Genomic DNA, 24,621 nt, shown 5'->3' on the forward strand with positions numbered 1-24,621 from the left:
GATATGATCCAGGTAAAGTGGACACTGGGTCTCACATCTTGATTTAATTGTTATGGAGTTATTGTGGTCGAGTCTAATTGGAAGTTATACATGATCCGCTGCGGCAATGGCCACCTCTATACTGGTGTGACTACAGATATAGAGCGCCGCTTAAAGGAACATCAGGCGGGGGGGATTAAGGCGGCTAAATTCCTTCGAGGCAAGGGGCCGCTCGCTTTGGCGTATTGTGAAAATGTCGGCAACCGTTCAGAGGCATTAAAGCGAGAGATTAGCGTTAAGAAATTGTCCAGACAGAAGAAACTACTCATGATTGTTGAGGCTAATGCCTGACTCGACTCTCATTTAGAAAGCGCCTAATGGCCCATCTGCTCTTAGTCCTGGTTCTGGTATCGAGTGAGTTGCATACTGGCTACGACTTTTCTGATATTTACATAGTGCAAAATGTGATCTGGGTAGCAGAGCATAGATGTGCGTATGTAATAAATTGAAGCTTTACAAGCATATTCACGGAATTTTCACGTTCGATTCATATAATGGCATCGATGAAAAATTCGGAGTCCGTTATGAACAACAGAATTTCTTCACGAGGCACTTGGAGCTTACAATCTCGTGAAATGACAGGGTATGGATTTCAATTTCTGCTACTGGCACTGTTTGTGGTGCATGTACTTACATTAAATGATGCGACCAATTTATCTCTATTTCAGAGCATTAATGCTATGGGGGCTAGATTACCCGCTTGGTTGGTCAGCGCTATTACCGATCTAGGTAATGGGACTACTCTAGGCGTAATTGTGCTCTGCTATCTGGTCAAGCGTCCCGAACTCACGTTGAGAGTGGTGGTTGCAGCCATACTTTCTTTGTTGATGGTGCCTCTGATTAAAGATTATTTCGCGGCCCCCAGGCCCGCAGCGATCTTGGAATATTTAAATATTATAGGCGAGACCCGGCATACGAATAGCTTTCCCTCGGGCCATACCGCGACGGATTTTCTGTTTGCGGTAACTATTTTCCTGGTGAGTAAGTGCAATAAAGTTAAGTTGGGTTTGATCGCCGTCGCTGCAATTGTGGGTGCTTCACGCATCATGGTCGGGGCTCATTGGCCTGCGGATGTTGTCATGGGAGCTATCGTCGGTGCTTTGTGTGCTTATGGTGCGCTATTACTTGCTCCTCTAGTGAAGCTCACAGATACACTGAGGTTGCGAAGTTACCTGGTGCTCTTGGTGGTTATCCTGCTCTGTGAACTGGATAAAGGTTATGATGCCGATGCATTTTGGCAAGTGATCATGCTGAGGTGGATCTGGTTTAGTGTATGCGCAGGATTGATTTGGCAGTTTTGGAAGCGAACTCATAGAGCCGCTAAGCTAGAGGGATAATCTGAGCTAAGTGAAAATTTTGAACTGACTTGGAATCGAGTATGATATTTGTAAGCCCACCGACCCCAATTATCTCCAGTGAGCCTGCTCCCGTATTGGCGACCATAGCGTTGAGCCCGTTAGCATCGAGTTGCATCACCTGTAGACAGTGTTCCAGAGGCTCCATGCTGGCGCCATTAACGTTAATAATGCATCCGGATAGGGCGCACGGCTAGCGCATTTTAACCCCTGACTCTAACAGGGTTGAGCGATACTCGTCGTCCAACCCTGCCATCTTCTTTTTGGCCACTATACTCGCGCGTTTTGTCTGGTCTTGCTTGAACAAGGTCATTGCTATTTTTCTCATCACATTAAAAGCAAGCGGACCTCGGCCTTTACGGATCCGTGATTCATCTTCTCTGAATGTCATCTCTAACACCCAATGCATACTTTCTACTTGCCAGTGATTTCGCACAGAAGATAACGCCTGCTCTGCATTTAAATCTAATGAGCTAATGTACCAACGTGTTTCAGTGGTTTCTTTACCTGTCGTTTTTTCATGTACGTCTGATGTCACTTTGATAATGCTTTTTAAGCCAACCCACTGATATTTATTATTTAACCAACTTTTATTAACCAGCACTTGCTGACAACGTCTTGTTTTAATTCACCCTGTAGACCAGAATGATGACCTTTAAGCGCTAGAATATAATCAGCCTTTTGCTTAACGATTAGCTTTGCTATCTCTTTTTCATCCGCTTTTAATCGGCAGATAACACGGGCAATAGTGTCATGCCGAGGAATACCTGCTTTAAAAGGACGATACTGACGAAGCCAATCAAGCTTTAGATGTCCAAAGTTTTCAATGTCTTCCCATCCTTCAGAGCCTGACATAACCGCACTTATAGCGAGTAAAACAATATCTAATAAGTTATGTTTTTTACAACGCTCAATACGGGGATCCGCAATCGAATCAAAAAGTTTTAAAAAAGTAGCAGTCATTAACATCACCAAAAAAGAGTATTTGGTGATCTGATCGCTACTTGAGCATAAAGTTCAATTTATAATGATCTTGCCGTGGTGGCGAACAGCATGGAGGTAAACCGGGAAGAGGTTCCAGCAACAAAACACCTTTCGTAGTAGCCATATCGTTGACCGATGATGGCCAGCCATTACACATGAATATGAATGTTGTGAATGGTTTTAAGACCCAAGAAATAAAGAACTGGGCAGATATGCATCTATCAGATGGGTGCACTGTAGTATCGGACGGATTGGCGTGTTTTCGAGCAGTGACACAGTCCCACTGTGCTCACGTTAGTCTTGTTACTGGAGGAGGGGCGAGTTGTGTAGAGATTGAAGCTTTTCGTTGGGTCAATACAATGATAGGTAATGTTAAAATATCCTTGCACGGTGCTTACCACTCGATTAGCGCCGAGTATCTACCGCGATATCTTGGCGAGTTTTGTTATCGGTTCAATCGGCGTTTTAATCTAACTGAATTATTGCCACGATTTATGAGTGTGGCAGTTAGAACGCCACCTATGCCATATAGACTGTTAAAGATGGCTGAGCCTCATGGGTAATCAGGTCACTACAAGATAGAGAACAAGCTGCATTATAAACGTAGTGTCAACGATGAAAACGGCCTGGTCGAAATCGATAAGACTAAGCCCTACAGTGGACCGAATCCGACGACAGAACTAAGCACAGTACAAGTCACCTATGATCATGACGATATATTTGGCCAGCAATTAAGTCTTTCGGTTTATATGAGCAAGGTAAACGTTGGCTATGAGTCGGGCTCCGAGATTGTCTCCGACAGGAGTGGTTTTAAGGCTGCCATGCAGTGGACCATAGATAACCGTAGCCGTTTAGTCTATGGATTCGAATACGGTAAGGATAATACCGAGCAAGGCAGAGATCGTGATGTCATTCTCAGCTTAGACGCAAATGGGGTTCCCATAACTGAATCTCAATATATCTGCTCTGTGTGCGATCTTACCGAGACTAAGTTGAGTCCATTCGCTCAATACTGGAATCAGATCACCGATGATCTGACTCTGCAAATTGGTCTGCGCCATGAGAACTTTGAGATAGAAGTTCCTGATTATCAAAGATACAGCAGGGGGATCCTCAGCGAGAAGCAAGGCGATACCTTAAAGTACCATAAGCCTCTGGTTAATTTAGGTCTGGTATATAGCTTGAATGACTCTACTGATGTTTTTGCCAGTTTCTCCCAAGGCTATTCTCATGCGGATATGCGTATGTTGAGAGACATGCCGGTAGACAGTGTTGCCGAGTTTTCTGCTGACATCCCGGCTACACAAACAAACTACTATGAAACTGGTCTACGCTTCAATAATCAGGATCTGCAAGGGAGCCTCTCTTTCTTCTATTCCGACATCACAGACGGTTATGCCTATGACTACAATGTCGATGCTCAAATTTCGAAACGTGTTGCCGCCGTGGTGGTTGCCGATGAGAAAGTCTGGGGCTTCGAGGCTACTCTGGATTATCGCATCAACGAGGCGATAAAGATTGGTACTTCAGTATCTCAATCTGAAGGTAAACGCACCAACAGTGAGACAGGTGTAGATTATTGGATGAACGGCACTAAAATCACCCCAATCAAGGCCTCGGCCTATGCCGATTATCGATTTAACGATATGGCTTCGGTACGCATGCAAGTTAACTATGTAGGTGATCGAGATAAGAACGCCCCAGAAAGCGAGGCTGGTTATAGCTACTATGAGTCGCCCTATGATGGCTATACCTTAGTGGATCTCATCTCTACCTTCGATACGGGTGGCTATGGACGTATCACCTTAGGCATAGATAACTTGCTCAATGCAGACTATCAGCCTCTGGTGTCGCAGATGAATAAAGAAGTTGTTTGGGAAAAATATCGTAATCAGTTTTCTGGTTATGGTCGACGTTTAGCGCTCGAATACAGTGTGGATTACTAATACCTCACATCCGAACCGATAAATCCCGGAAAAAAGACTCGCATTGATTGCGAGTCTTTCTTTGTCTGTAATACCGAGTAGCATAAGGCTCTGAGTTACTTTGATCTGAGTTACTTTTCTCTTAATACCGGGTACTTCTGGTACTGGTTATCATAGTAAGGGCTTCTCTCATAGAACCAGCGCAGGCGTGCCTTAGGGTCTGCCGCAAACTCTTCATCTTTCAGGGCTATGTCGAATGCCAACTTTAGCTTAGGGTCATCCTTGAGCATCTGAGCCGCCAGAGGCTCTACGGCATAATTTTCGATATATTCGGTGCGGGTGAATATCGGATTAAAAAATCCCCACTGCAGCAGTGAATCCGGCGACTGCGGCTCGAGTAGTAAGATAGCCAGATCGCCCAAGGGTTGCTGGGTATCGATTCTTACCGTGCCGCTAGGCAGCTTGGTCTCAATTGACTCGAGTCTTGCCTCGGCTTTCACCGTCTGTCTGCCTTCATAATCCTTGCTGCTGAACTTAGGGGAGCTCAGTTCATATTGCTGCAGTTTCATCTTTGTCGGCTGGTGTAACCTGGTCATGCGGATGCCGTGAATTTGCAAACGCTCAATCACTTCGGTCCACTGTGGCGGAATATAGTAAGCACTTGGCCGAGTCACGCTGATGTCCGGAACTGTATTAGCTATCACGGGCAGGTTAGGGTAAAGCTTGGGAACTCCGGTCCATCTGACGATCTCGTTGCCGCTGATCGGGCTTGCTTCCATGCGGTATTCCATGCCCTTAAAGTCCCAGCTTTGCTTCTGTTGCACCTGTTTCCAGGTGAGTGTCACTCTGGGCGGATAGCGGAATTTATCCTGCTTGATGGCTGATTTTAGTTTAGTGGCCTGCTGGCCCACTATTTTCAGTGTCGCTTCGAGCATCACATAGGTCCCTAGCACTCGCTGCTTGTAGGGTTTGAGGCTGTGGTTCTCTATCAAGATAGTCGGCAGGTGTCTGGCATCACCATAGCCATTGGAATAACGAGGGCTGGGATTCCACAGCGACATGCCTTTAGTGATATCTGTGTTATCTATGGCAAAGACTAAGGGGCCGGGAATATGGCCTTGGCGAGTGAGAGCCGACTCGATGGCGGGACGGTAACTCTTCTCTAACCAGGCATAGCTAGCAGGGCTGAGTCCCTGTGGTAGGTTATAGCCGAAGGTCACATCATACTGATAGTCGATGCCATCGGTGACGTGTATATCGATATAGAGATCGGGTTGCCATTCGTTGATGGCTTGTAGCATATGTTGCATCTCTAATGTATCGGCCTTGGCATAATCGCGGTTTAAATTGAGGTTATTAGCTGTTGTACGCCAGCCCATATTTACCGGGCCGCGTTGGTTTACCCGATTGTATTGGCTTGAGCGCTCGTGGCCATCGACACTGAAAATAGGTACAAACAACAAGTTGGCATTATCGAGTAGTGCACCTTTATTACCCAGAACGATATCACGCAGTAACATCATACCCGCGTCTTTACCGTCGATCTCGCCCGAGTGAATCCCCGCCTGAACCAGCACGCTAGGCTTACCGTTCTCGGCTAATACTGCTGGAGTATCGGCACCTTCGCTCGAGGCTATGATCATCCAGATATCCCGTCCTTGTGGGCTCTTACCTAGGCTAACCTTGTTTAATTTGTCTGTTTGGGCTACGAGTTTATCCAACCAGGCAAAAGTTTCAGCATAATTTGGGCTAGTCTTGAGGCCATTTTTCTCGAAGGGCGTAGCCCATTCATCATCGGCACCGAGAAGCAGGGCTTCACTCTTGCCATGCCATTCGATAGCTGGTGGCAGTATTTTATCATTAATATAGGTGTTAGCGATTTTTGGCTCGGCTAGCTGAGAAGCTGCTTCATCGTTAGCTATAGCGGAATAACTCGCAAGGCTAACCAAGATGGTGGCTGATAAGTGTTTGAAACGCATGTTAGGTACTCAATATTGATCTTATTCTTAGTCTGATATATTTCATTAAAATTGTAATGAGTACAAGGGGGGATCTTAAAGTTTGGCCACTTTATGTTGGGACACTCTTTCTGTTATTGGGTGGTGTATTGAAGGTCGTACCTTCATGGTTATTTATCACCTGCCCGGTGGGGGTTGTGCGCTCTTTATTTTGAGAAGGTTCTGCGAGACGTCGGCTCTTGATTTCATAAGAGTAGGCTCCCTGTAGGCTATGCGATTTCAAACAACGTCCATGTTTAACGGCCAGTTCGGCATCCCAGCCTCACGTTCGGAGAGTATAACTGCGTGATACCTCACCCTGTTTTGGAAGCTCGCAGCCGCATCTACACTAGGGTATTCATAAGAGGCTACATAAGTAATTGAAACTAAATATATTAAAATTCAAAATGCACTTTAACTCAATATCAAAGATGATTTTATATTATAAATTAAGTAGATAGATAATATTTACAATGATAAATTACTGATTAATAAAGACAGGAAAGTGCGAGTGCGCATTATATAAATGTCAAAGATCTTGGAGAGTGCAGTGAAAAAATTCTTCGCATATTGGATAGTTTCTTTAGTTTTTCCCCTATTGTTAGGGCTAATCGCCGCTGGTTTTGATTACTTTTTTGGTACTTTGAAAGAGGGGTATTACGCAGGGCGAGATCGCGAACAAATTTCGACCAATTCAACTCTGATTTGACGTTGATTTAACTTTATGATCTTATACTCTCTTTTGTGAGAGTAAATGATGAATATTGACACTTTTGAACAGCACTTTTGAACAGCACTTTTGAACAGCACTTTGGCCAGTTAGATGATACTCGCCAGTCGGCTAAAATAACTTACCCATTGTTTGATATTCTGTTTGCGACTCTATGCGCCGTTATTGCTGGCGCTGAAGGTTGGAAAGACATTAAAGAGTACGCAGATGGTCACCTTGATTGGTTTCAAAAACATGGATTTCTGTTATCAGGAGTGCCAGTTGATGACACTATCTCACGTATCATTGCTCGAATAAAACCTCAGGAATTCAGTCAGTGTTTTATTAACTGGATGAAATCAGTCAATAAATTAAGTAATGGTGAATTGATAGCTATTGATGGTAAGACCCTCAGAGCTTCTTACGACCGTGATGATCGTAAATCGACTATTCACATGGTCAATGCATTTGCTTGCTCGAATAATATGGTCATTGGCCAAGTGCGTACCGATGCTAAATCGAATGAAATAACGGCGATCCCTGAGTTAATCAAAATACTGGAACTAAAAGGTGCGCTGGTTTCAATTGATGCCATGGGCTGCCAGAAGAGCATTGCGAAGAGTATAATTGAGCAAAAAGCAGACTATGTACTAGCGGTTAAAGGGAATCAAGGTTTATTGCATGAGGCCATAAAATCAAGTTTTTCAAAATGCAGACAATCGACACAAAAAAACTATTGCTTAATAAGCAACATGGTCGACTAGAGGCTCGTAGCTACCATGTCTTGAGTGCTAAAGAAATTTCAGCCAATTTTCCTGAGTGGCCAAATCTTAAAACATTAGGAATGGCAATGAGTTATAGGCAGGTGAAAGGCAAGGAACCGAGCCTTGAATATCGCTATTACATCATCTCTGCCAAGTTAGACGAGAAGTCTTTTGGTGAAGCCGTTAGGAGTCACTGGGCGGTTGAGAATAACTTGCATTGGGTACTAGATGCTTCTTTAAAAGAGGATAACTGTCAGATTTATAAAGATAATGGCGCAGAAAACTGGGCCATACTTAGGCAAACATCACTAAACATGTTGAGAGCAGAGCCCACAAAAGTGAGTATACCAACGAAACAAAAAAGGGCGTGGATGAAAACATCCTTTTTAGAAAAGGTGTTACGAGCAGGGTTGGCTCAGATGAGTAAAAAGTAAACACTCATGCGGTCGCCCTGGGGTATTACGGGGAGTGCCTAAATACCCTTTTAGGTGGTTGCTTCTCTGACCCTATTGATATGTTTGGAATCTACCCTGCAGTGGCCTTCGGAATGATGATTTTAGCTTATCCCGTTTTTAGGGCTGTCATTGGTTCATTTAAGGTGGTTTTTTCTGAAAACACAGATAGTAATGAAGCTTCATAAGCGAATAAATAAGAACAGGAAATAGTTTATAGTTCTTGTCCCTCAACATTTAGTAGATAGTTTTTTTGACCATTTTAAGGGCGCTATCAAGTAGCAAGGCAGTCAAGATACAAGCTACATCGAAAGGATAACTCTTTTGCATTACTTGCCGGTGTAGGTTCAACTATGTGCTAGTTGAATCTTCATTTTGAGCTTTATTTTCAATTTGGATTATTAGGTGTTGATCTGCTTTAGCCGAGAATAAAAGGAAACATATGCAACAAGATCAAGATGAAAATTTTAAGCGACTGACACGCATTGCCAAGTTTCTGGTGCCTACATTTATCTTGCTCGGGGTCATTGTATTCAGCTGGTTTGAACTCAGTAATCAGGTGCTCAACATTACAGTTGAGAATAAAAACCTAGAGTGGAGCCAAGGTTGTTCTGCTGGTAACTGCTCGGGCGTGCCAACCTTCTATATTATTACCCCAGAGGAGAGCTTTATCACCACGGAAGCTATCTATAATCGAATCGAAGTTGGACAGGATTATGATGTTGAAATAGAAGGCTTTACCGATTCGCTGGTTCATAGAAGAATCGATTTCTTGTTTTAAACTCTCATTTAAATGGTCATTTCAATTTCAATTTCAAGGAACGAAGATGATTGCCAAATATATTCGATGTGAAGTCCCTGCTGCTAACAGGGACGATTTTTCCAAGGGCCAGAGTCTCTGGCAAGCAACGGCGCACTGCCAGGGGTTTATCTCTCAACTAGGTGGCTGGGACTTATCTAGCGGTAAGTCGACAAGCGGTAAGGCGATGATTCTGGCTCGCTGGAGTGATATGGAGAGTGTGAAAAATTTTATGAGGGTGACTCATGATCCTATCGCAGAGGAAACTAATCAGGATGGAACTTATAGCACTATCTCTGTCTCCTATTTACGGCTGGTGATGAGTATTCCAGCTTTAAATCAACATCAGAATCATCACTGTAATAGTCAAGTCGGTTGTGGTTTTATTCGCATTGCCGATTGCTATATCGACCCAGAAAAAGCCAATGAGTTTATTAAAGAGCAGGCAAGGCTGTGGAATCCGGGCATGCAGCGAGTCGAGGGAATGTTAGGCGGACAGGTATGGCTGTTTAATGATAAACCCCAGCGTTATCTGGTGACTACCTATTGGGAAAATGAAGCGGCTCATCGTCACTACGCCAGCCATTACTTCCCAGCCCTAAAGCAACAAGCTGCCACCGACATAATCCAATCCATCTCAGGCTACCACATCCAAACAGAACCAAGCTGGCAAATAACGCCTTAACTTCTCCATTTGTTTTTAGCCTGTCATATATATCCCTTCAATTCGAAGAGAGCATCTCTGTTTTTTAAATCCAGTGTAGGCGCGGCTGTGAGCTTAGATTACATGGTGAGGTATCGCGAAGTGATACTCTTCGAACGAAAGGCAGGGATGCCGAATTGGCCGTTTAACCGGGAGGTTATTGGAAACCGCAGAGCGCCCAGGGAAGGGTTTACAGCGTCTCACCGAAGTGTCTGCAAGCGATAGATAACAGTGAAGTTATGGTCCATAAACCACCTATCAAATAACACTCAATACTAAATGTTAAATATCAAACAACAAACATAAAAAATCCCAGTCCAGCCAAAGCTAAACTGGGATTAATCGGCAAAGCTATCAGATCACAAATAACCTAATAGAAAGACCGTATTAAGCATTAGGTCCGGCATGCTTAATCGAATCCGATACTTGATACTTCTCGAAGTTAGCCGTGAAGCTCTCTGCTAGTTTCTGTGCATATTCGGCATATAGCGCCTTATCTTCCCAGGTATTTACTGGGTTGAGTAGCTTAGTCTCGACGCCTGGAATGGCGACAGGAATTTTCAGGTTTAGCTTTTCTAAGTACACAGTCTCTATATCTTTGAGCCCACCACTGACAATCGCATCGACAATGGCGCGAGTCGTGGGAATGTCGAAACGGCTACCGACACCATGTGGACCGCCAGTCCAACCTGTGTTGACCAGATATACCTGACTGCTGAATGATTCGATTCGCTCCATCAGTAGCTCGGCATAGACACTGGCAGGACGAGGGAAGAAAGGTGCGCCAAAACAGGTGGAGAAGGTCGACTGAATCGCGGCGCTAGAGCCCATCTCGGTCGAGCCAACCTTAGCGGTATAACCCGAAAGAAAGTGATAAGCGGCCTGCTCTTTGGTCAGTAGTGATACTGGTGGTAGCACGCCTGATACATCACAGGTTAAGAAGACTACCGCGTGTGGCTCGGCGCCGCAGTTTTCCTCTTTTCTGAGTTCAATATGCTCGAGCGGGTAGGCCGCACGGCTATTTTCTGTGAGTGTCGAGTTGGAGTAGTCCGGAACTCGGTTCTCATCCATGACCACGTTTTCCAGTACGGTACCGAAGCGGATAGCGTCCCAGATCACCGGCTCATTCTTCTGGCTCAGATCGATACACTTTGCGTAACAACCGCCTTCGATATTAAATACACCGCCTGGTGCCCAACCGTGCTCGTCATCACCGATCAAGAAACGCTTAGGATCGGCCGATAGCGTAGTCTTACCTGTGCCAGACAGACCGAAAAATAGTGTGGTGTCGCCATCTCTGCCTACGTTAGCCGAGCAATGCATTGGCAATACGCCTTTGGCTGGGAGTAGGAAGTTTTGCACCGAGAACATAGACTTCTTCATCTCACCGGCATACTTAAGGCCGGCAAGAAGCACTTTACGTTCGGCAAAGTTCAAGATAACGGTCGCATCTGAATATGTGCCATCTCTGTCGGGATCACAGACGAAACCTGGTGCATTGATGATCTGCCAAACTGGCTTATCTGCGGCATTGAACTCTTCAGGGACAATAAACAGGTTGCGGGCAAATAGCTGGTGCCATGCCGTTTCTGTGGTGACTCGTATTGGCTGGTAATGCTCAGGGTCTGCACCGACTTCTAGCTCAGAAATAAAGAGCTCTTTATCGGCCAGATAGGCCTCTACTTTCTGCCATAGGGCGGTAAATTTAGCTTGTTCGAAAGGTTTGTTCACTGGGCCCCAATCGATATCGGCTGCTGTACTTGGCTCTTTGACTATAAAGCGATCATTAGGTGAGCGGCCTGTGCGTTCCCCTGTCTTTACGACTAACGCGCCATTAGCTGTGAGTTCACCTTCGCCGCGGGCAAGGGCTAGCTCGATGAGTTGTGCGGTCGTAGGGTTATGGTGAGTTAGTTTTGATCCATCCGCCATAGTAAGGTCTCCATGTTTGAGGTCGGAATTTCGGTGCCGTTCTTTGTCGGCTTTTTATTTTACTTTAAATAATTCTTGTACAAATATGCGTCTTAATGCGCTGCAACTCGATTGTAACTTAAGCAGAAATGAATATGTGAGGAAGATCACTTTTTTGGCAAAAAAAAGAGGACGCTCACAGGCATCCTCTTTTCATTTAAACTGTATTACTGCTTAGCTGCGGGAGCCTGTGCATCGCTGAAGATAGCTTGGATATCGATGGAGTCGAAGCTGTAGTTGGTATTGCAATACTCACAGCCCATGTCAACTTTACCTAGCTCGGCCATGATGGCATCAATTTCTGCTTTAGCGACTGTGCGAATAGCCTGAGCACTGCGTTCTTTCGAGCAGGTACAGGAGAACGTGACTTGGATCGGGTCAAAAAGACGTACCTCTTCTTGATGGTAGAGACGATGAAGTATCTCTTCAGCTTCAAGATCAAAAAGTTCTTCTGCCTTTACCGTGGCAGTCAGTTGCTCTAAATGCTCAAACTCGACGTTATGATCACCTTTGCTCGGCAGTACTTGCAACAAGATGCCAGCTGCTTGTTGGCCGTTGGCAAATAGATTGATCGAAGTTGGCAATTGCTCAGACTGAGCAAAGTATTCTTCGAGGCAGGCGGCTAAGCTGCTCTTATCTAGTGCTACGACACCTTGATAACGCTCACCATCGGTAGGCGTAAGGGTAATAACCATATGGCCTTTATCGCCGAATAGTTGCTGCAGATCGGCGTCTTGCTGCAAGTCACCATTCCAGCGAGCCACACCACGTAGTTGTTGTAGGTTGTTACCATTGATAACGGCAAGTGAGACCGCACCGTCACCCTGAAGTTGTACACCGATATCACCATCGAATTTCAGTGTCGCGGTAAGAAGAGATGTTGCCGCCATAAGCTCACCTAGAAGGTGCTGCAGCCGTACTGGATATTTGTGGGCAGATAAAATCTCTTGATAACTCTTCTCGAGTTGTACTAATTCGCCACGAACGTCTGCATTTTCAAATAGGTAGCGGTGTAAATTATCTTTACTCATCTCAATCTCACAATTACATTACTTCTGAAGCCGAATTATCGGCGTCAATTAAATAGATATATGGTGCCTGAAGGCCATTTTTTCAACGCTTAGGTCGATTTAAAGTGCATTAGCCTGCTTTAAAGCGAATGAGCTGGCGTCGCTGCTTCTTGTCTGGTTTATGATCCGGTGCGGGATTGTTGAGTACATTCAACCGCCTTGCTTCGGCATATGTCTCTCGCTTAGCTATGCTATCTGAGGTTTCCTGGTATAAAGTTTGCGCAAAAATGGCTTTTTGTCGCTGTTCAGACAGTTTTTTAATGACTATTTCTTTTTCGTCATATCCTTGTCTTAATTTTATTACAGCATCTAACTCCGCCATTTTACTCGACTTGGTTCGTTGGCCGTTATAATGAACTTTGCCGCCATTGATCATCTCTTTAGCGATGGCGCGTGTCTTATAAAAGCGGGCGGCCCAAAGCCACTTATCCAGTCGGATCGAGCTTGTGGGGTCGAGGGACTTGGTCATTGAGTCTCCGTGGCGTAACACTAGTTGCTATTTAAAGGTGGATGAGGTCACATGCTGGGTAATAAAATGTTTTTAAAAGTCGCTAATCACCTAAGATCGCGATCGGCTTCACACCGTTTGAAGGCGTGTAAAGTTAACATAATTAGCCGATTGTAGCCAATTATGCGGCGGTTATAAGCTTGTTGCGCTCTACAGTGTAGGTTAGCATGAGTCAGAATTTGCTAAATTATCATAATCAGAACAGAGACCTGTATAGAGGGTCCACATAAATATGGATTTATTAGATAAAGTTATTGCCAAGGCCGCAGGTATACCACATAAGCCTTTGAGTTCAGCTACTTTTTGGCTTGTTCTCGTGCTTGTTATTTACCTATTAGCTCAGATCACCTGGAAACTCATCCCTGTATCGGATGGATCTCAAACCTGGCGTCCAACGCCTGTCAGCAGTAGTGCTAGGAGCAATGTGAATATCGGCGAACTGCAAAAATTAGCGATTTTTGGTAGGTTGGATGCCAATGCCTCTAAGCCTAAGGTTGAGACGCTAGTCGAGATGGTCACTGATGCACCTAAAACCTCCCTATCTATTCAGTTAACGGGCGTGGTCGCCTCGACCATACAGCAGAATGGTTTAGCGATTATTGCCTCAAGCGGCTCCCAGAATACTTATAGTTTAGGGGATAAGATTAAAGGAACATCTGCATCACTTAAAGAGGTCTATGTCGATCGCATCATCATTACCAATTCGGGTCGTTATGAAACGTTAATGCTCGATGGTCTAAAATATGAAACTAACGGTCAGGCCAATAAGCAGCTTCAACGAGCCAAGTCGGTGAGGAAGATAGATCAGCGTAAAAATAAGCAGGTGGCCGAAGAGATTAAACGCTCTCGTGAGGAGTTGTTGGCCGATCCGAGTAAAATTACCGATTTCATATCCATATCTCCCGTTCGCCGTAACGGTGAGTTGCGTGGTTACCGTTTGAATCCGGGTAAGGACAGGGAACTGTTTAACCGGGCAGGATTTAAAGCCAACGATCTTGCTAAGTCTATAAACGGTTATGATCTCACCTCAATGAGCCAGTCGATGGAAGTGATGGCTCAGTTAGCTGAATTAACTGAAATATCTCTTATGGTCGAAAGAGACGGGCAGCTAATTGAGATCATGTTCAGTTTGCCGGAATAACTAAAAAATTTGAGGGTGAGACTAATTCCTGGTCCTCACACCTCATCAGTATTTGTTTGAGCCTTATGGGCGAACTAATGGGTTTATGGGAAGTAACATAATGAATAAGAAGAGTTTTCGAAGAAAATTAATTGCAGGGCTTGTGATGGGAGCCTCTCTTTTAGCTCCTCAACTTGCTTGGTCTGAGCAGTATGCGGCTAATTTTAAAGGGACTGATATTCAGGAGTTTATCAATATCGTTGGTAAAAATCTGCAGCGTACCATTATTGTCGATCCCACGGTTCGCGGTAAGATCAATGTCCGCAGCTATGATCTTCTCGATGATGAGCAATATTATCAATTCTTCCTCAATGTGCTTCAGGTCTATGGTTATGCCGTCGTGGAGATGGATAACAACATCATCAAGGTGATCAAGGATAAGGATGCTAAAACAGCATCGATTCGTGTCGCCGATGACGATGCTCCCGGTGTCGGCGATGAGATGGTGACTCGTATCGTCGCCTTATATAACACCGAAGCGAAACAACTCGCCCCCCTGCTGCGTCAGCTCAATGATAATGCCGGTGGCGGTAACGTGGTTAATTATGATCCCGCCAATGTCTTGATGATTTCCGGCCGCGCGGCCGTGGTCAATAAGCTGGTAGAAATAGTTCGCCGCGTCGATAAGCAAGGCGATACCGAAGTGCAGGTGATACCACTGAAATTTGCATCAGCGGGTGAGATCGTGCGTATTATCGAGACCTTAAATCGTGTCACGGGTAACAAGTCTCGGTCGGGCCAAGTTCCTAAGGTGGTTGCCGATGAACGCATGAATGCCGTGATTGTCAGCGGTGACGAGAAGGGCCGTCAACGTGTGGTCGAACTGATCAAGAAGTTAGATGCGGAGCAGGCTAGTACAGGTAATACTAAGGTGCGTTATCTGAAATATGCCAATGCCGAAGATCTTGTTGAAGTATTGATGGGTTTTGCCGATCATCTGTCCAGCGATCAAGATGGTGGTAAGTCGAGTGGCGGCAAGCGCCGTAAAGATATCAATATCATGGCCCATGCCGAAACGAACGCCCTGGTGATCACCGCGCAGCCAGATCAGATGCGCACCATAGATAGCGTGATTAACCAGCTGGATATTCGTCGTGCTCAGGTATTGGTCGAAGCGATCATCGTCGAAGTGGCCGAGGGTGACGATGTTGGCTTCGGTATCCAATGGGCGACAGCGGCTGGCGGCATGACTCAGTTTAATAACTTAGGCCCGACCATAGGTGAGGTTGGTGCCGGTGTCTGGTTAGCGCAAGATCAGAAGGCGTCACAGACTTGTACAGGCTCTGGCGATACGCAGACATGTACCAAGAATCCAGATACTCCAGGTGATATTACCATTTTGGCCCAAGCATTAGGCAAGATTAACGGTATGGCCTGGGGGGTTGCCATGGGAGACTTTGGTGCCCTGATCCAGGCGATATCCAGTGATACTAGGTCTAATATACTGGCGACACCTTCTATCACGACTCTTGATAACCAGGAAGCCACATTCATCGTCGGTGACGAGGTGCCTATCTTAACCGGTAGTCAGAGCTCGAGTAACGGCAATAGTAATCCTTTTACTACCGTCGAGCGTAGAGAGGTGGGGGTCAAGTTGAAAGTGATCCCACAGATCAACGAAGGTACCTCAGTTAAACTGACTATCGAGCAGGAAGTCTCAGGTATCAATGGTAAGACTTCCGTCGATGTCACCTTCGCGACTCGCCGTTTGACGACCACTGTGATGGTGGACTCGGGGCAGATCGTCGTCTTGGGTGGTCTTATCTCCGAGGAGGTACAGGAGAGTGTGCAGAAGGTGCCTTTCCTCGGTGATCTGCCGATTATCGGCCATCTGTTTAGGTCTTCATCGAGCAGCAAGAAGAAGAAGAACCTGATGATATTCATCAAGGCAACCATTATTCGTGATGGCATCATCATGGAAGGCATAGCGGGTCGTAAGTACAATTACTTCCGTGCGTTACAGTTAGAGCAGCAACAGCGTGGCATTAACCTGATGCCGAATACCAATGTGCCAATACTCGAGGAATGGAATCAGTCCGAATATCTGCCACCTGAGGTTAGAGATATTCTGGAGCGTTATAAAGAGGGTAAAGGTCTGGAGACTAGAATGCGCGAGACAGACCCTGCCCTTAAGAGCATCTCCGAGAGCAAAGAAAAAGACAAGTCTCTGGATACGGAAGATCATGCCGATGAGTAATACTCAACCCCCTCAGAGTGATGAGTTGACTTTAGTTTCTGACGAGATTAGGCAAGACGCTGAAAATGACAGTGACGAGGAGTTTCGTTCCGATAGTAGAGAACGCTTACCCTTCGCTTTCTCTCATCGTTTCGATGTGGTGATCGATACCTGTGTCGATGGAGCTTTGACCTTGTATCATACCGCCGCAACTCCCCTGGCTGCTCTGCTCGAAGTCAGACGCTATACGGGGCGTGAATTGCCCTTAGTGCAGCTGGTTCCGGCTGAGTTTGAGGCTAGATTGACTCAGGCTTACCAGGCTAACTCTTCCGAGGCACAGCAGCTGATGGAAAATATTGGCAATGAGATGGACTTGTATACATTAGCCGAAGAGTTGCCTCAAACAGAGGACCTGCTCGAGGGCGATGACGATGCGCCTATTATCAAGTTGATCAACGCCCTGTTATCGGAAGCGATCAAAGAGGAAGCCTCAGATATTCATATCGAGACCTATGAGAAGCAGCTGATTATTCGCTTCCGGGTCGATGGCATGTTGAAGGAGGTGCTCAAGCCCAATCGTAAACTTTCATCTTTACTGGTTTCACGTATCAAGGTGATGGCACGTCTGGATATCGCCGAGAAGCGTGTTCCTCAAGATGGCCGGATCTCACTGCGAATTGGTGGCCGCGCCGTCGATGTGCGTGTGTCGACTATGCCGTCGAGTCACGGTGAGCGTGTGGTTTTGCGCCTGTTGGATAAAAATACCGGTAACTTAGACCTCATTCAACTGGGTATGACAGAGCTGATACGTCTTCAATTCGATGAACTGATCCGCAAACCCCATGGTATTATCTTAGTGACCGGGCCAACGGGGTCGGGTAAGAGCACCACTCTATATGCGGGCCTGAGCACGCTGAACTCGAAAGAGACAAATATTCTTACGGTTGAAGATCCTATCGAATATGAACTAGAGGGGGTTGGTCAGACTCAGGTAAATACTAAGATTGATATGACCTTTGCTCGTGGACTGCGCGCCATTCTACGACAAGATCCCGACGTGGTGATGATAGGAGAGATCCGCGACTTGGAAACGGCGCAGATTGCCGTTCAAGCATCATTAACGGGTCACATGGTGTTATCGACGCTGCATACCAATACCGCATCGGGTTCTATCACTCGATTACAGGATATGGGCGTGGAGCCTTTCCTTGTTTCATCGAGTCTGTTGGGCGTGCTGGCCCAACGTCTAATCCGTACCTTATGTATCGAGTGTAAGTCTGAACATGTGCCGGATCAGAGTGAACGTAAATTACTGGGTATGAGTGAAGACGATCAAAGAGTCATTTATCGCGCCGAAGGCTGTAAGTCTTGTGGCAATAATGGTTATCGCGGTAGAACGGGTATCCATGAACTGCTCATCGTCACCGACGAAGTACGTGAACTTATCCATACCGGACGTGGTGAATTGGCCATCGAAAAGCTTATTCGTCAAACCACACCGAGCATTCGTCATGATGGTATGAGTAAGGTGCTGGCCGGAAAAACTACCCTCGAAGAGGTGTTACGCGTTACTCGCGAGGAATAATTCATGCCTGTATTTGAGTATTTGTTGTTAAATAAATTAGCTAGGCCGCTATGCAAAGGTGTGGAGGTTTTCTATGCCTGCATTTGAATATAAGGCGTTAGATAAACAAGGAAAACAGCAGAAAGGCGTGATCGAGGCGGATACCGCTCGTCATGCCCGTGGCCAGCTCAGAGAACAACGCTTGATGCCGTTAGAAATCAAGCCGGTTCTCGAGAAAGAAGCTAAGGCTAAATCCGCAGGCAAGAGTCTATTTCAGCGCGGTATATCCGTGGCAGAACTTGCGCTCATCACGCGTCAAATCGCCACTCTGGTTGCGGCGGGGTTACCGGTAGAGGAAGTGTTACAAGCGGTCGGTCAGCAGTGCGAGAAAGATCGTCTGGCCAGCATGATCATGGCGGTGCGCTCTCGTGTGGTCGAAGGTTATAGCTTGGCCGATTCTATGGCCGAGTTTCCCCATATCTTCGATGATCTCTATCGTGCCATGGTGGCATCGGGAGAAAAGTCTGGTCATCTCGAGGTGGTGCTTAACCGTTTGGCCGATTACACCGAGCGTAGACAGCAACTGAAAAGCAAGATGACCCAGGCGATGATCTATCCCCTAGTATTAACCGTTGTTGCCATAGGTGTTATCGCGATTCTATTGGCGGCGGTAGTACCTCAGGTCGTTGGCCAATTCGAACATATGGGCCAGCAGCTGCCCTGGACGACTCAATTACTGATCGCTTCGTCAGACTTTGTCAGAGACTATGGGCTGCTTGTCTTAGGTGTGATGGTCGGCGGATTTGTGCTGTTTAAACGTCTACTGACTAAACCTGAATACCGCATGAAATTTGATTCCTTACTCCTTAAGTTACCCGTTATTAGCAAGATAAGTAAGGGACTCAACACGGCACGTTTTGCCAGAACCTTGAGTATCTTAGCGGCGAGCTCTGTGCCATTACTCGATGCGATGCGAATTGCCAGCGAGGTGTTGATTAATGTAAAGGTCAAGGCTGCGGTAGAAGAAGCAACGGCGCGAGTACGTGAAGGCACCAGTTTAGGTACAGCATTGACGAATACGAAACTTTTTCCGCCTATGATGCTCTATATGATCGCCTCGGGTGAGAAGAGTGGCCAGCTAGAGCAGATGCTTGAACGAGCTGCGGATAATCAGGACAGAGAATTCGAGTCTAATGTCACCATAGCACTGGGGATATTTGAGCCTATGCTGGTCGTCAGCATGGCTACCGTAGTGTTATTTATCGTTTTGGCTATTCTGCAACCAATCCTAGAGCTAAATAATATGGTTAGTGGTTAAGGTTAGGATTCATCGTACAATCGTGTTATCAGTAAAATAAGTGTTTCGTTATTCATTTTCTCTGAGCCTAACTAGAGGTTCAGAGCGTTTTAAAGAGGATGTTGTTCATGCAAACAAGAAATAAGCAGAAAGGTTTCACCCTACTCGAAGTGATGGTGGTTATCGTGATTTTAGGGATTCTGGCTTCTATGGTTGTTCCCAACTTAATGGGCAACAAGGATAAGGCCGATCAACAGAAAGCGATTTCAGATATCGTCGCCTTAGAGAATGCCTTAGACATGTATCGTTTGGACAACAGCATCTATCCAACGACCGAACAGGGTCTGGATGCCTTAGTACAAAAACCCAATAGTTCACCTGAGCCGCGTAACTATCGTGAAGATGGCTATGTGAAGCGTTTACCACAAGATCCATGGCGAAATGATTACTTGCTGCTGAGCCCGGGTGAAAATGGCAAGCTTGATATTTTCAGCACGGGTCCAGATGGCCAAGCGGGAACAGATGATGATATCGGTAACTGGAATCTACAGAACTTCCAGTAAGTACTGAAGTTACTGGTCATTTTAATCAAGAATCTGAATTGATAATCATATGAAATCTTTGAGTCCATCGTGGATATGCCAGCATATTCCAGCTTTCTCTCTCTATGGGGTTAGCCGATGAAGCAATTACGCCAGCAAGGGTTCACCTTAATGGAAGTGCTCTTAGTGGTGCTCTTAATGGGTTTGGCAGCCTCGGCGGTGACCATGACTATGGGCGGCGCCGATGGTAAGAAAGAACTCGAGAGGACTGCTCTGCAGTTTATGACTGCTACCGAGATGGTACTCGATGAGACTGTGTTCAGTGGTCACTTCATCGGTATCGTGATCGAAAAGACCAGTTATAAATATGTCTTCTACGATGAGGGTAAATGGAAGTCATTAGATGGAGATCGTATTCTGGCCGAACGGCAGATGAAAAATGGGGTTGAGATAAGCCTGGTTCTGGATGGTCTACCTCTGGTGCAGGAAGATGAAGAGCCAGATTCCTGGTTCGATGATCCCTTCATAGACGAGAAGACCGAAGCGGAAAAAAAGAAGTTTCCTGAGCCGCAGATCTTGTTATTTCCAAGTGGTGAGATGAGTGCTTTCGAGATGACATTTTTGAGTGAAGATGACCAAGGTAACGAAATAGCAGCGTTAGTGGTTGGTGATTCGCTCGGACGTTTAACTCTGGGGAGAGGCGATGAGTTCGATGGCGGTGACTATGGGCACTAATGGCATCAAGAGCGCCAAAGCCAAAGGCATGACCTTATTGGAGGTCATAGTGGCTCTGGCGGTGTTTTCCATTGCGGCTGTATCTATAACTAAGAGCCTGGGAGATCAAATCGCCAACATGCCCATCTTAGAAGAGCGTACCTATGCCCAATGGGTGGCTGATAATGTGATGGTCGATGCCAGATTGGAAGTTAAGTTTCCTGCTATTGGCAAGAAAGAGGGTGAAATGGAGCTTGCCGGCCGTGATTGGTATTGGCGTAAAGAGATAGTAAAAACGTCAGATGACAAATTCCGCATGATACGTGTCAGTGTCAGCAATGATGCTCGTTATAAACGCATTGTCGCCCAGGTGAACAGTTATGTATTCAATCCGGAATAGACCTAGTGGGGGCTTCACCTTACTCGAGATGTTGATCGCTATCGCTATTTTCGCCATGATCGGCTTGGCGGCAAATGCGGTATTGAGTACGGTGATTAAAAACGATGAAGTCACCAAAGAGTTTTCCACTAAGTTAAAGGCAATGCAGCAAGGCTTTGGTGCATTAGCGCGTGACTTAGGCCAGATGGTGGCTAGAACGCCAAGATTACTGGAAGGTGGTCGCGGCAGCACAGTATTTCAAAGCGGATCCGATATTTTGGATTCTGAATCTGAGGCTTTGGTCTTCTTCCGCCTGGGTTGGCTCAACCCGGATGGGATTTTACCCCGTGGCAGCATACAGTCGGTGGCCTACGTGGTCAGAGATGGTGCCCTCGAGCGTTGGTATTACCCATACCCTGAGCCAGAATTTGGCGCCGATCCGATTAAAACTATAGTGATGCGAGGGGTTATATCGGTGCAGTACTCCTTCTTTATGGAAGATAAGTGGGAAAGAAAGGTCGATGGCGTTAAGTTGCCTAAAGCGATAGCCATGGAAATCGAATTAGAGGGCCTAGGCAAAATCCAACGTAAATTCTTACTGCCTGTAGGCGCGCCAGTAGCTTCAAATAATAGCGGTGGGTAACTCATGGTTGAAAATTTAATGGTTAAGGCTCAATTAGCCCATGATGAGGTGGACGAGTCATTAACCTGGGCGATAAGCTTGTGAATCCGTTTCCAGCTAAACAGCGCGGCGTCGCACTTATTGTGGTGCTGCTGATCGTCGCCATGGTGGCGATTATCGCTACCAACATTAATAGTCGTAATCAGCTAACGGTGCGTCGCACCCTCAATTTGACCGAGTATGATCAGGCGTTCTGGTACGCCATCTCCGCCGAAGAGTTAGCTAAAAAAGTACTCAAGCAAGATTTCGAAGACGCGGATGATACGGTACATCTACAGCAATATTGGGCCCAGGCCGATGTGGTATTTCCCGCAGAAAATGGCGAGATCGGCGGCACAATTTCAGATCTACAGTCTTGCTTCAACCTCAATGCCTTGTCGGTCGCAAGTAAAAAGGGAGCCGGAAATAATGGCCAACCTAAATTACCACTGGCTGCGGTGCAATATAAAGGTTTACTGGTTGCATTGGGCATGGATGATTTCGGTGCCGAGCGGCTCACCCATACCCTAAAAGATTATATCGATGAGGATGCTGCGGCCAGCCCATTTGGCGCCGAAGATGCAGATTATGAATCCCGTAACGTACCCTATCGTGCGGCTAATACCTTGATGAATCATCGTAGTGAGTTAAGGGCCGTGTTGGGATATACACAAGATATCTATCTCAAGTTACTGCCTTATATCTGTGTGATACCGGGTAATCATAAACAGGTATTGAATGTGAATACCATCAAGGTTGAGCAGGCCGCGCTGCTTGCCGGCATGTTTGATAATAAGATTTCTGTGGGGGAGGCTGAAAGCATCATCAATCAGCGCCCCGGGGGCGGATTTGAGAAGACTGAGGAATTTACCGAGATCTCTTCTATTGCCAGCCTGATGACTGCGGATGCAGCTTTAAAATCAAGTTTTGCCGTCACTTCGAAATACTTCAAGTTGGAGGCGGTGGCTAAAGTTGAAAATGCTACCTTCAGGCTAGAGAGTGTATTGAAAATGAATGGTAGCAATATAGAGGTATTGACGCGTCAATTTGGCGGGCAGAAATAATCTGCTCAGTACTGGGTATCGTCGGTGAGTATAATAAAAATAACATAACCTTGTCTGAACCCGTTTGGGTGAGGGATGAAGTTAGTGGAGAAGAGATTTGAGTGAAAGACTATTAATCCGCTTAGGAACAAGTCAGGAGCAAACTTGCTCTTGGCTGGTTTGGTCTGAGCAGGATCAGGGGATTATAGGTTCTGGTGAGCTTAAAAATGCCCAGGCATTGGCTAGCCTGACAGAGAGAGCTGGCAATCGTCCCGTCGATGTCCTGGTTCCTTCGTCGGCGATAACTTTGGCACAAGTAGAGTTGCCCGAGAAGGGGCAACGTCAGGCGATCCAAGCATTGCCTTTCATGTTGGAAGAGAACCTAGCAGAAAATGTTGATGATCTGCATTTTGTCACTGGCCCTCGCGAGGGCGAGCATCTCAGCGTGGCTGTGGTTGCCCATGAGCAGATGCAAACCTGGTTAGCTTGGCTAAGTGATGCGGATTTAAAGCCGAAGCGTATCGTACCCGATTGTTTGGCATTACCTCTGCAGCAGTGCCAATGGGCGGCAATGAAATTTAATCAGGAATATATACTCAGAACAGGCGCCGGAAGCGGTGTGAGCCTGAGTGAAGACTGGTTGAATATGGCTTTACCAAGGCTACTTCCTGCGGATAACGATGCTCCGGTCACCGTCGCTGGTTACAGTGAGCTGAATTTAGCCGGTACTCAGATTCAGGCACAAGAACTCGAACTGCCTATGTTAGTGTTGGCTAAAGGGATCTTATCGGCGCCGATTAACTTACTGTCTGGCAGTTATAGGCCTAAACGTGAATATGGCAAATATATACAAATTTGGCGAAATACTGCGATTGTCATTATGGTTGCCTTGGTGCTATCCATGGTGAATAAAGGGCTCAACATCCATCAAATGAATACCGAGCAGGCGCGTCTGCGGCAGCAGAGTGAGACTATTTTTAAGCAAGCTGTACCAGGAACCTCACGCATAGTAAACCTTAGGTCTCAAATGGACAGACATCTCAGGAGCATGCAGGGCAGCGGAGGCGGAAGTGAATTCTTCTCGATGCTCGAAGGCTTAGAGGAGGCATTTACTCAGGTGCCTCAGTTAAAGCCAACTTCATTACGTTTCGATAGTGCCCGCAATGAGCTGCGTATGCAGGTGACGGCCAAGAGCTATGCCCAAGTGGAGCAGTTTAAGGAGATTGTTGCTCGCTCATATAGGGTCGACTCAGGTGCGATGAACAGCGGTGAAGATTCAGTTACTAGCACATTGACCTTAAGGAGTAAGTAAAATGGAAAATGTGAAAGTGTGGTGGAACGGTCTTATCTTACGTGAGAAGCAGCTCGTCAGCGTCTGTGGAGTATTTCTCATTATTGGTTTTCTCTATTGGGGGATCTGGACACCGATATCTAATGCGGAAATTGAGGCAGAAAAAGGCCTACAGGCACAACAGAGTACCCTTAACTTTGTTAAGCAGACGGCGAATAAGATAGCCGGTCTCAAAGAGAGTGGTAATAAAGCCAGTTTCAGGGGGAGTCTCAGTGCCGTAGTGAATCAGAGTGCGGGGGCGTTTGGCCTGGAGATCACTCGTATGCAGCCTCAGGGTAAGAAAATTCAAATCTGGATGGATGATGTCCCTTTCGATGCCTTACTCGGCTACCTCAACGAACTGGTACAAGAGAAGGGACTATCCTTAGAAAGCATAGATTTGGCAGAGTCTGATACGTTAGGTTTAGTGCGTGTTCGTCGTATTCAATTGTCGCAGTAATG

General features: G+C 46.1%; 21 protein-coding genes and 3 pseudogenes. 18 read left to right on the forward strand and 6 right to left on the reverse strand.

Annotation, left to right across the window (positions count from 1 at the left end; genetic code table 11):
* The first annotated feature begins 63 nt into the window (after window positions 1-63).
* A complete protein-coding gene (locus KT99_RS06870) occupies window positions 64-330 on the forward strand; it encodes a GIY-YIG nuclease family protein (RefSeq protein WP_232504261.1) in 267 nt (88 codons plus the stop codon).
* Between the two features lie 233 nt (window positions 331-563).
* On the forward strand, window positions 564-1,376 hold the full coding sequence (locus KT99_RS06875; protein WP_050774322.1) for a phosphatase PAP2 family protein: 813 nt from the start codon (window positions 564-566) through the stop codon (window positions 1,374-1,376).
* Here KT99_RS06875 and KT99_RS06880 read toward each other — a convergent pair.
* Together KT99_RS06880 and KT99_RS23530 are read right to left on the reverse strand one after the other, a co-directional pair.
* Window positions 1,360-1,542: a hypothetical protein gene (locus KT99_RS06880; protein WP_005498335.1), complete on the reverse strand. Its 183-nt coding sequence runs from the start codon at window positions 1,540-1,542 to the stop codon at window positions 1,360-1,362. The genes KT99_RS06875 and KT99_RS06880 overlap by 17 nt on opposite strands.
* 45 nt (window positions 1,543-1,587) lie before the next feature.
* Window positions 1,588-2,357 (reverse strand): annotated as a pseudogene (locus KT99_RS23530) (ISAs1 family transposase).
* A 77-nt stretch (window positions 2,358-2,434) separates the two neighbouring features.
* On the opposite strand from KT99_RS23530, the pseudogene KT99_RS20615 reads away from it, so the two are divergent.
* Together KT99_RS20615 and KT99_RS06895 are read left to right on the forward strand one after the other, a co-directional pair.
* A pseudogene (locus tag KT99_RS20615) lies at window positions 2,435-2,941 on the forward strand (IS1595-like element ISSbe1 family transposase); the annotation flags it as partial.
* 72 nt (window positions 2,942-3,013) lie between these two features.
* Window positions 3,014-4,324: a TonB-dependent receptor domain-containing protein gene (locus KT99_RS06895; protein ID WP_269764044.1), complete on the forward strand. Its 1,311-nt coding sequence runs from the start codon at window positions 3,014-3,016 to the stop codon at window positions 4,322-4,324.
* A gap of 110 nt (window positions 4,325-4,434) precedes the next feature.
* Here KT99_RS06895 and KT99_RS06900 read toward each other — a convergent pair whose 3' ends face one another.
* A complete protein-coding gene (locus tag KT99_RS06900) occupies window positions 4,435-6,282 on the reverse strand; it encodes a M14 family metallopeptidase (protein ID WP_005498343.1) in 1,848 nt (615 codons plus the stop codon).
* 804 nt (window positions 6,283-7,086) lie between these two features.
* Here KT99_RS06900 and KT99_RS20620 point away from each other — a divergent pair.
* The 3 genes and pseudogenes from KT99_RS20620 (at window position 7,087) to KT99_RS06925 (ending at window position 9,709) form a co-directional block, all read left to right on the forward strand.
* A pseudogene (locus tag KT99_RS20620) lies at window positions 7,087-8,207 on the forward strand (ISAs1 family transposase).
* Window positions 8,208-8,667: 460 nt separating this feature from the next.
* A complete protein-coding gene (locus KT99_RS06920) occupies window positions 8,668-9,006 on the forward strand; it encodes a hypothetical protein (protein WP_005498349.1) in 339 nt (112 codons plus the stop codon).
* A gap of 46 nt (window positions 9,007-9,052) precedes the next feature.
* A complete protein-coding gene (locus KT99_RS06925) occupies window positions 9,053-9,709 on the forward strand; it encodes a DUF4937 domain-containing protein (protein WP_005498351.1) in 657 nt (218 codons plus the stop codon).
* Window positions 9,710-10,114: 405 nt separating this feature from the next.
* On the opposite strand, the gene KT99_RS06930 is transcribed toward KT99_RS06925, so the two are convergent.
* The 3 genes from KT99_RS06930 to hslR form a co-directional block, all read right to left on the reverse strand.
* Window positions 10,115-11,656 (reverse strand): phosphoenolpyruvate carboxykinase, encoded by a 1,542-nt coding sequence (locus KT99_RS06930; RefSeq protein WP_005498352.1) that lies wholly within the window; start codon window positions 11,654-11,656, stop codon window positions 10,115-10,117.
* Window positions 11,657-11,862: 206 nt separating this feature from the next.
* Entirely contained in the window at window positions 11,863-12,726 is an 864-nt protein-coding gene (gene hslO / locus KT99_RS06935) for an Hsp33 family molecular chaperone HslO (protein ID WP_005498354.1), read from the reverse strand.
* Window positions 12,727-12,835: 109 nt separating this feature from the next.
* On the reverse strand, window positions 12,836-13,234 hold the full coding sequence (hslR, locus tag KT99_RS06940) for a ribosome-associated heat shock protein Hsp15 (RefSeq protein ID WP_005498355.1): 399 nt from the start codon (window positions 13,232-13,234) through the stop codon (window positions 12,836-12,838).
* A 271-nt stretch (window positions 13,235-13,505) separates the two neighbouring features.
* Here hslR and gspC point away from each other — a divergent pair, with 271 nt between their 5' ends.
* The 11 genes from gspC (at window position 13,506) to KT99_RS06995 (ending at window position 24,619) form a co-directional block, all read left to right on the forward strand.
* Window positions 13,506-14,414, forward strand: a complete 909-nt coding sequence (gspC, locus tag KT99_RS06945) for a type II secretion system protein GspC (protein WP_005498357.1) — start codon at window positions 13,506-13,508, stop codon at window positions 14,412-14,414.
* Window positions 14,415-14,514: 100 nt separating this feature from the next.
* Window positions 14,515-16,650, forward strand: coding sequence for a type II secretion system secretin GspD (gspD, locus tag KT99_RS06950; RefSeq protein WP_005498359.1), 2,136 nt, complete (start codon window positions 14,515-14,517; stop codon window positions 16,648-16,650).
* On the forward strand, window positions 16,643-18,214 hold the full coding sequence (gene gspE, locus KT99_RS06955; RefSeq protein ID WP_005498361.1) for a type II secretion system ATPase GspE: 1,572 nt from the start codon (window positions 16,643-16,645) through the stop codon (window positions 18,212-18,214). The genes gspD and gspE overlap by 8 nt, the downstream gene beginning before the upstream one ends.
* A gap of 73 nt (window positions 18,215-18,287) precedes the next feature.
* On the forward strand, window positions 18,288-19,511 hold the full coding sequence (gspF, locus tag KT99_RS06960) for a type II secretion system inner membrane protein GspF (RefSeq protein WP_005498363.1): 1,224 nt from the start codon (window positions 18,288-18,290) through the stop codon (window positions 19,509-19,511).
* 107 nt (window positions 19,512-19,618) lie between these two features.
* A complete protein-coding gene (gene gspG, locus KT99_RS06965; RefSeq protein ID WP_005498364.1) occupies window positions 19,619-20,053 on the forward strand; it encodes a type II secretion system major pseudopilin GspG in 435 nt (144 codons plus the stop codon).
* A 117-nt stretch (window positions 20,054-20,170) separates the two neighbouring features.
* Complete coding sequence (gene gspH / locus KT99_RS06970; protein WP_005498365.1) at window positions 20,171-20,767, forward strand: type II secretion system minor pseudopilin GspH; 597 nt, start codon at window positions 20,171-20,173, stop codon at window positions 20,765-20,767.
* On the forward strand, window positions 20,745-21,146 hold the full coding sequence (gene gspI / locus KT99_RS06975; protein WP_005498367.1) for a type II secretion system minor pseudopilin GspI: 402 nt from the start codon (window positions 20,745-20,747) through the stop codon (window positions 21,144-21,146). The genes gspH and gspI overlap by 23 nt, the downstream gene beginning before the upstream one ends.
* Entirely contained in the window at window positions 21,127-21,768 is a 642-nt protein-coding gene (gene gspJ, locus KT99_RS06980; protein WP_332370241.1) for a type II secretion system minor pseudopilin GspJ, read from the forward strand. Before gspI ends, gspJ begins: the two co-directional genes overlap by 20 nt.
* 80 nt (window positions 21,769-21,848) lie before the next feature.
* Window positions 21,849-22,850, forward strand: coding sequence for a type II secretion system minor pseudopilin GspK (gene gspK / locus KT99_RS06985; protein WP_005498372.1), 1,002 nt, complete (start codon window positions 21,849-21,851; stop codon window positions 22,848-22,850).
* Window positions 22,851-22,947: 97 nt separating this feature from the next.
* Window positions 22,948-24,141 (forward strand): type II secretion system protein GspL, encoded by a 1,194-nt coding sequence (gene gspL, locus KT99_RS06990; protein ID WP_005498373.1) that lies wholly within the window; start codon window positions 22,948-22,950, stop codon window positions 24,139-24,141.
* 1 nt (window position 24,142) lies between these two features.
* The gene (locus tag KT99_RS06995) at window positions 24,143-24,619 is read left to right on the forward strand and encodes a type II secretion system protein M (protein WP_005498375.1); all 477 of its coding nucleotides are present in this window, start codon (window positions 24,143-24,145) and stop codon (window positions 24,617-24,619) included.
* The last annotated feature ends 2 nt before the right edge of the window (window positions 24,620-24,621 follow it).

The organism is Shewanella benthica KT99 (assembly GCF_000172075.1).
GTDB classification, from domain to species: Bacteria; Pseudomonadota; Gammaproteobacteria; order Enterobacterales; family Shewanellaceae; genus Shewanella; species Shewanella benthica_A.

Bases quoted from the DNA above. Each gene is read 5' to 3' on its own strand.
- KT99_RS06875 (WP_050774322.1), top strand. From the start codon at position 564: ATGAACAACAGAATTTCTTCACGAGGCACTTGGAGCTTACAATCTCGT.
- KT99_RS06880 (WP_005498335.1), bottom strand. From the start codon at position 1,542: ATGGAGCCTCTGGAACACTGTCTACAGGTGATGCAACTCGATGCTAAC.
- KT99_RS06900 (WP_005498343.1), bottom strand. From the start codon at position 6,282: ATGCGTTTCAAACACTTATCAGCCACCATCTTGGTTAGCCTTGCGAGT.
- KT99_RS06920 (WP_005498349.1), top strand. From the start codon at position 8,668: ATGCAACAAGATCAAGATGAAAATTTTAAGCGACTGACACGCATTGCC.
- KT99_RS06925 (WP_005498351.1), top strand. From the start codon at position 9,053: ATGATTGCCAAATATATTCGATGTGAAGTCCCTGCTGCTAACAGGGAC.
- KT99_RS06930 (WP_005498352.1), bottom strand. From the start codon at position 11,656: ATGGCGGATGGATCAAAACTAACTCACCATAACCCTACGACCGCACAA.
- hslO (WP_005498354.1), bottom strand. From the start codon at position 12,726: ATGAGTAAAGATAATTTACACCGCTACCTATTTGAAAATGCAGACGTT.
- hslR (WP_005498355.1), bottom strand. From the start codon at position 13,234: ATGACCAAGTCCCTCGACCCCACAAGCTCGATCCGACTGGATAAGTGG.
- gspC (WP_005498357.1), top strand. From the start codon at position 13,506: ATGGATTTATTAGATAAAGTTATTGCCAAGGCCGCAGGTATACCACAT.
- gspD (WP_005498359.1), top strand. From the start codon at position 14,515: ATGAATAAGAAGAGTTTTCGAAGAAAATTAATTGCAGGGCTTGTGATG.
- gspE (WP_005498361.1), top strand. From the start codon at position 16,643: ATGAGTAATACTCAACCCCCTCAGAGTGATGAGTTGACTTTAGTTTCT.
- gspF (WP_005498363.1), top strand. From the start codon at position 18,288: ATGCCTGCATTTGAATATAAGGCGTTAGATAAACAAGGAAAACAGCAG.
- gspG (WP_005498364.1), top strand. From the start codon at position 19,619: ATGCAAACAAGAAATAAGCAGAAAGGTTTCACCCTACTCGAAGTGATG.
- gspH (WP_005498365.1), top strand. From the start codon at position 20,171: ATGAAGCAATTACGCCAGCAAGGGTTCACCTTAATGGAAGTGCTCTTA.
- gspI (WP_005498367.1), top strand. From the start codon at position 20,745: ATGGCGGTGACTATGGGCACTAATGGCATCAAGAGCGCCAAAGCCAAA.
- gspJ (WP_332370241.1), top strand. From the start codon at position 21,127: ATGTATTCAATCCGGAATAGACCTAGTGGGGGCTTCACCTTACTCGAG.
- KT99_RS06995 (WP_005498375.1), top strand. From the start codon at position 24,143: ATGGAAAATGTGAAAGTGTGGTGGAACGGTCTTATCTTACGTGAGAAG.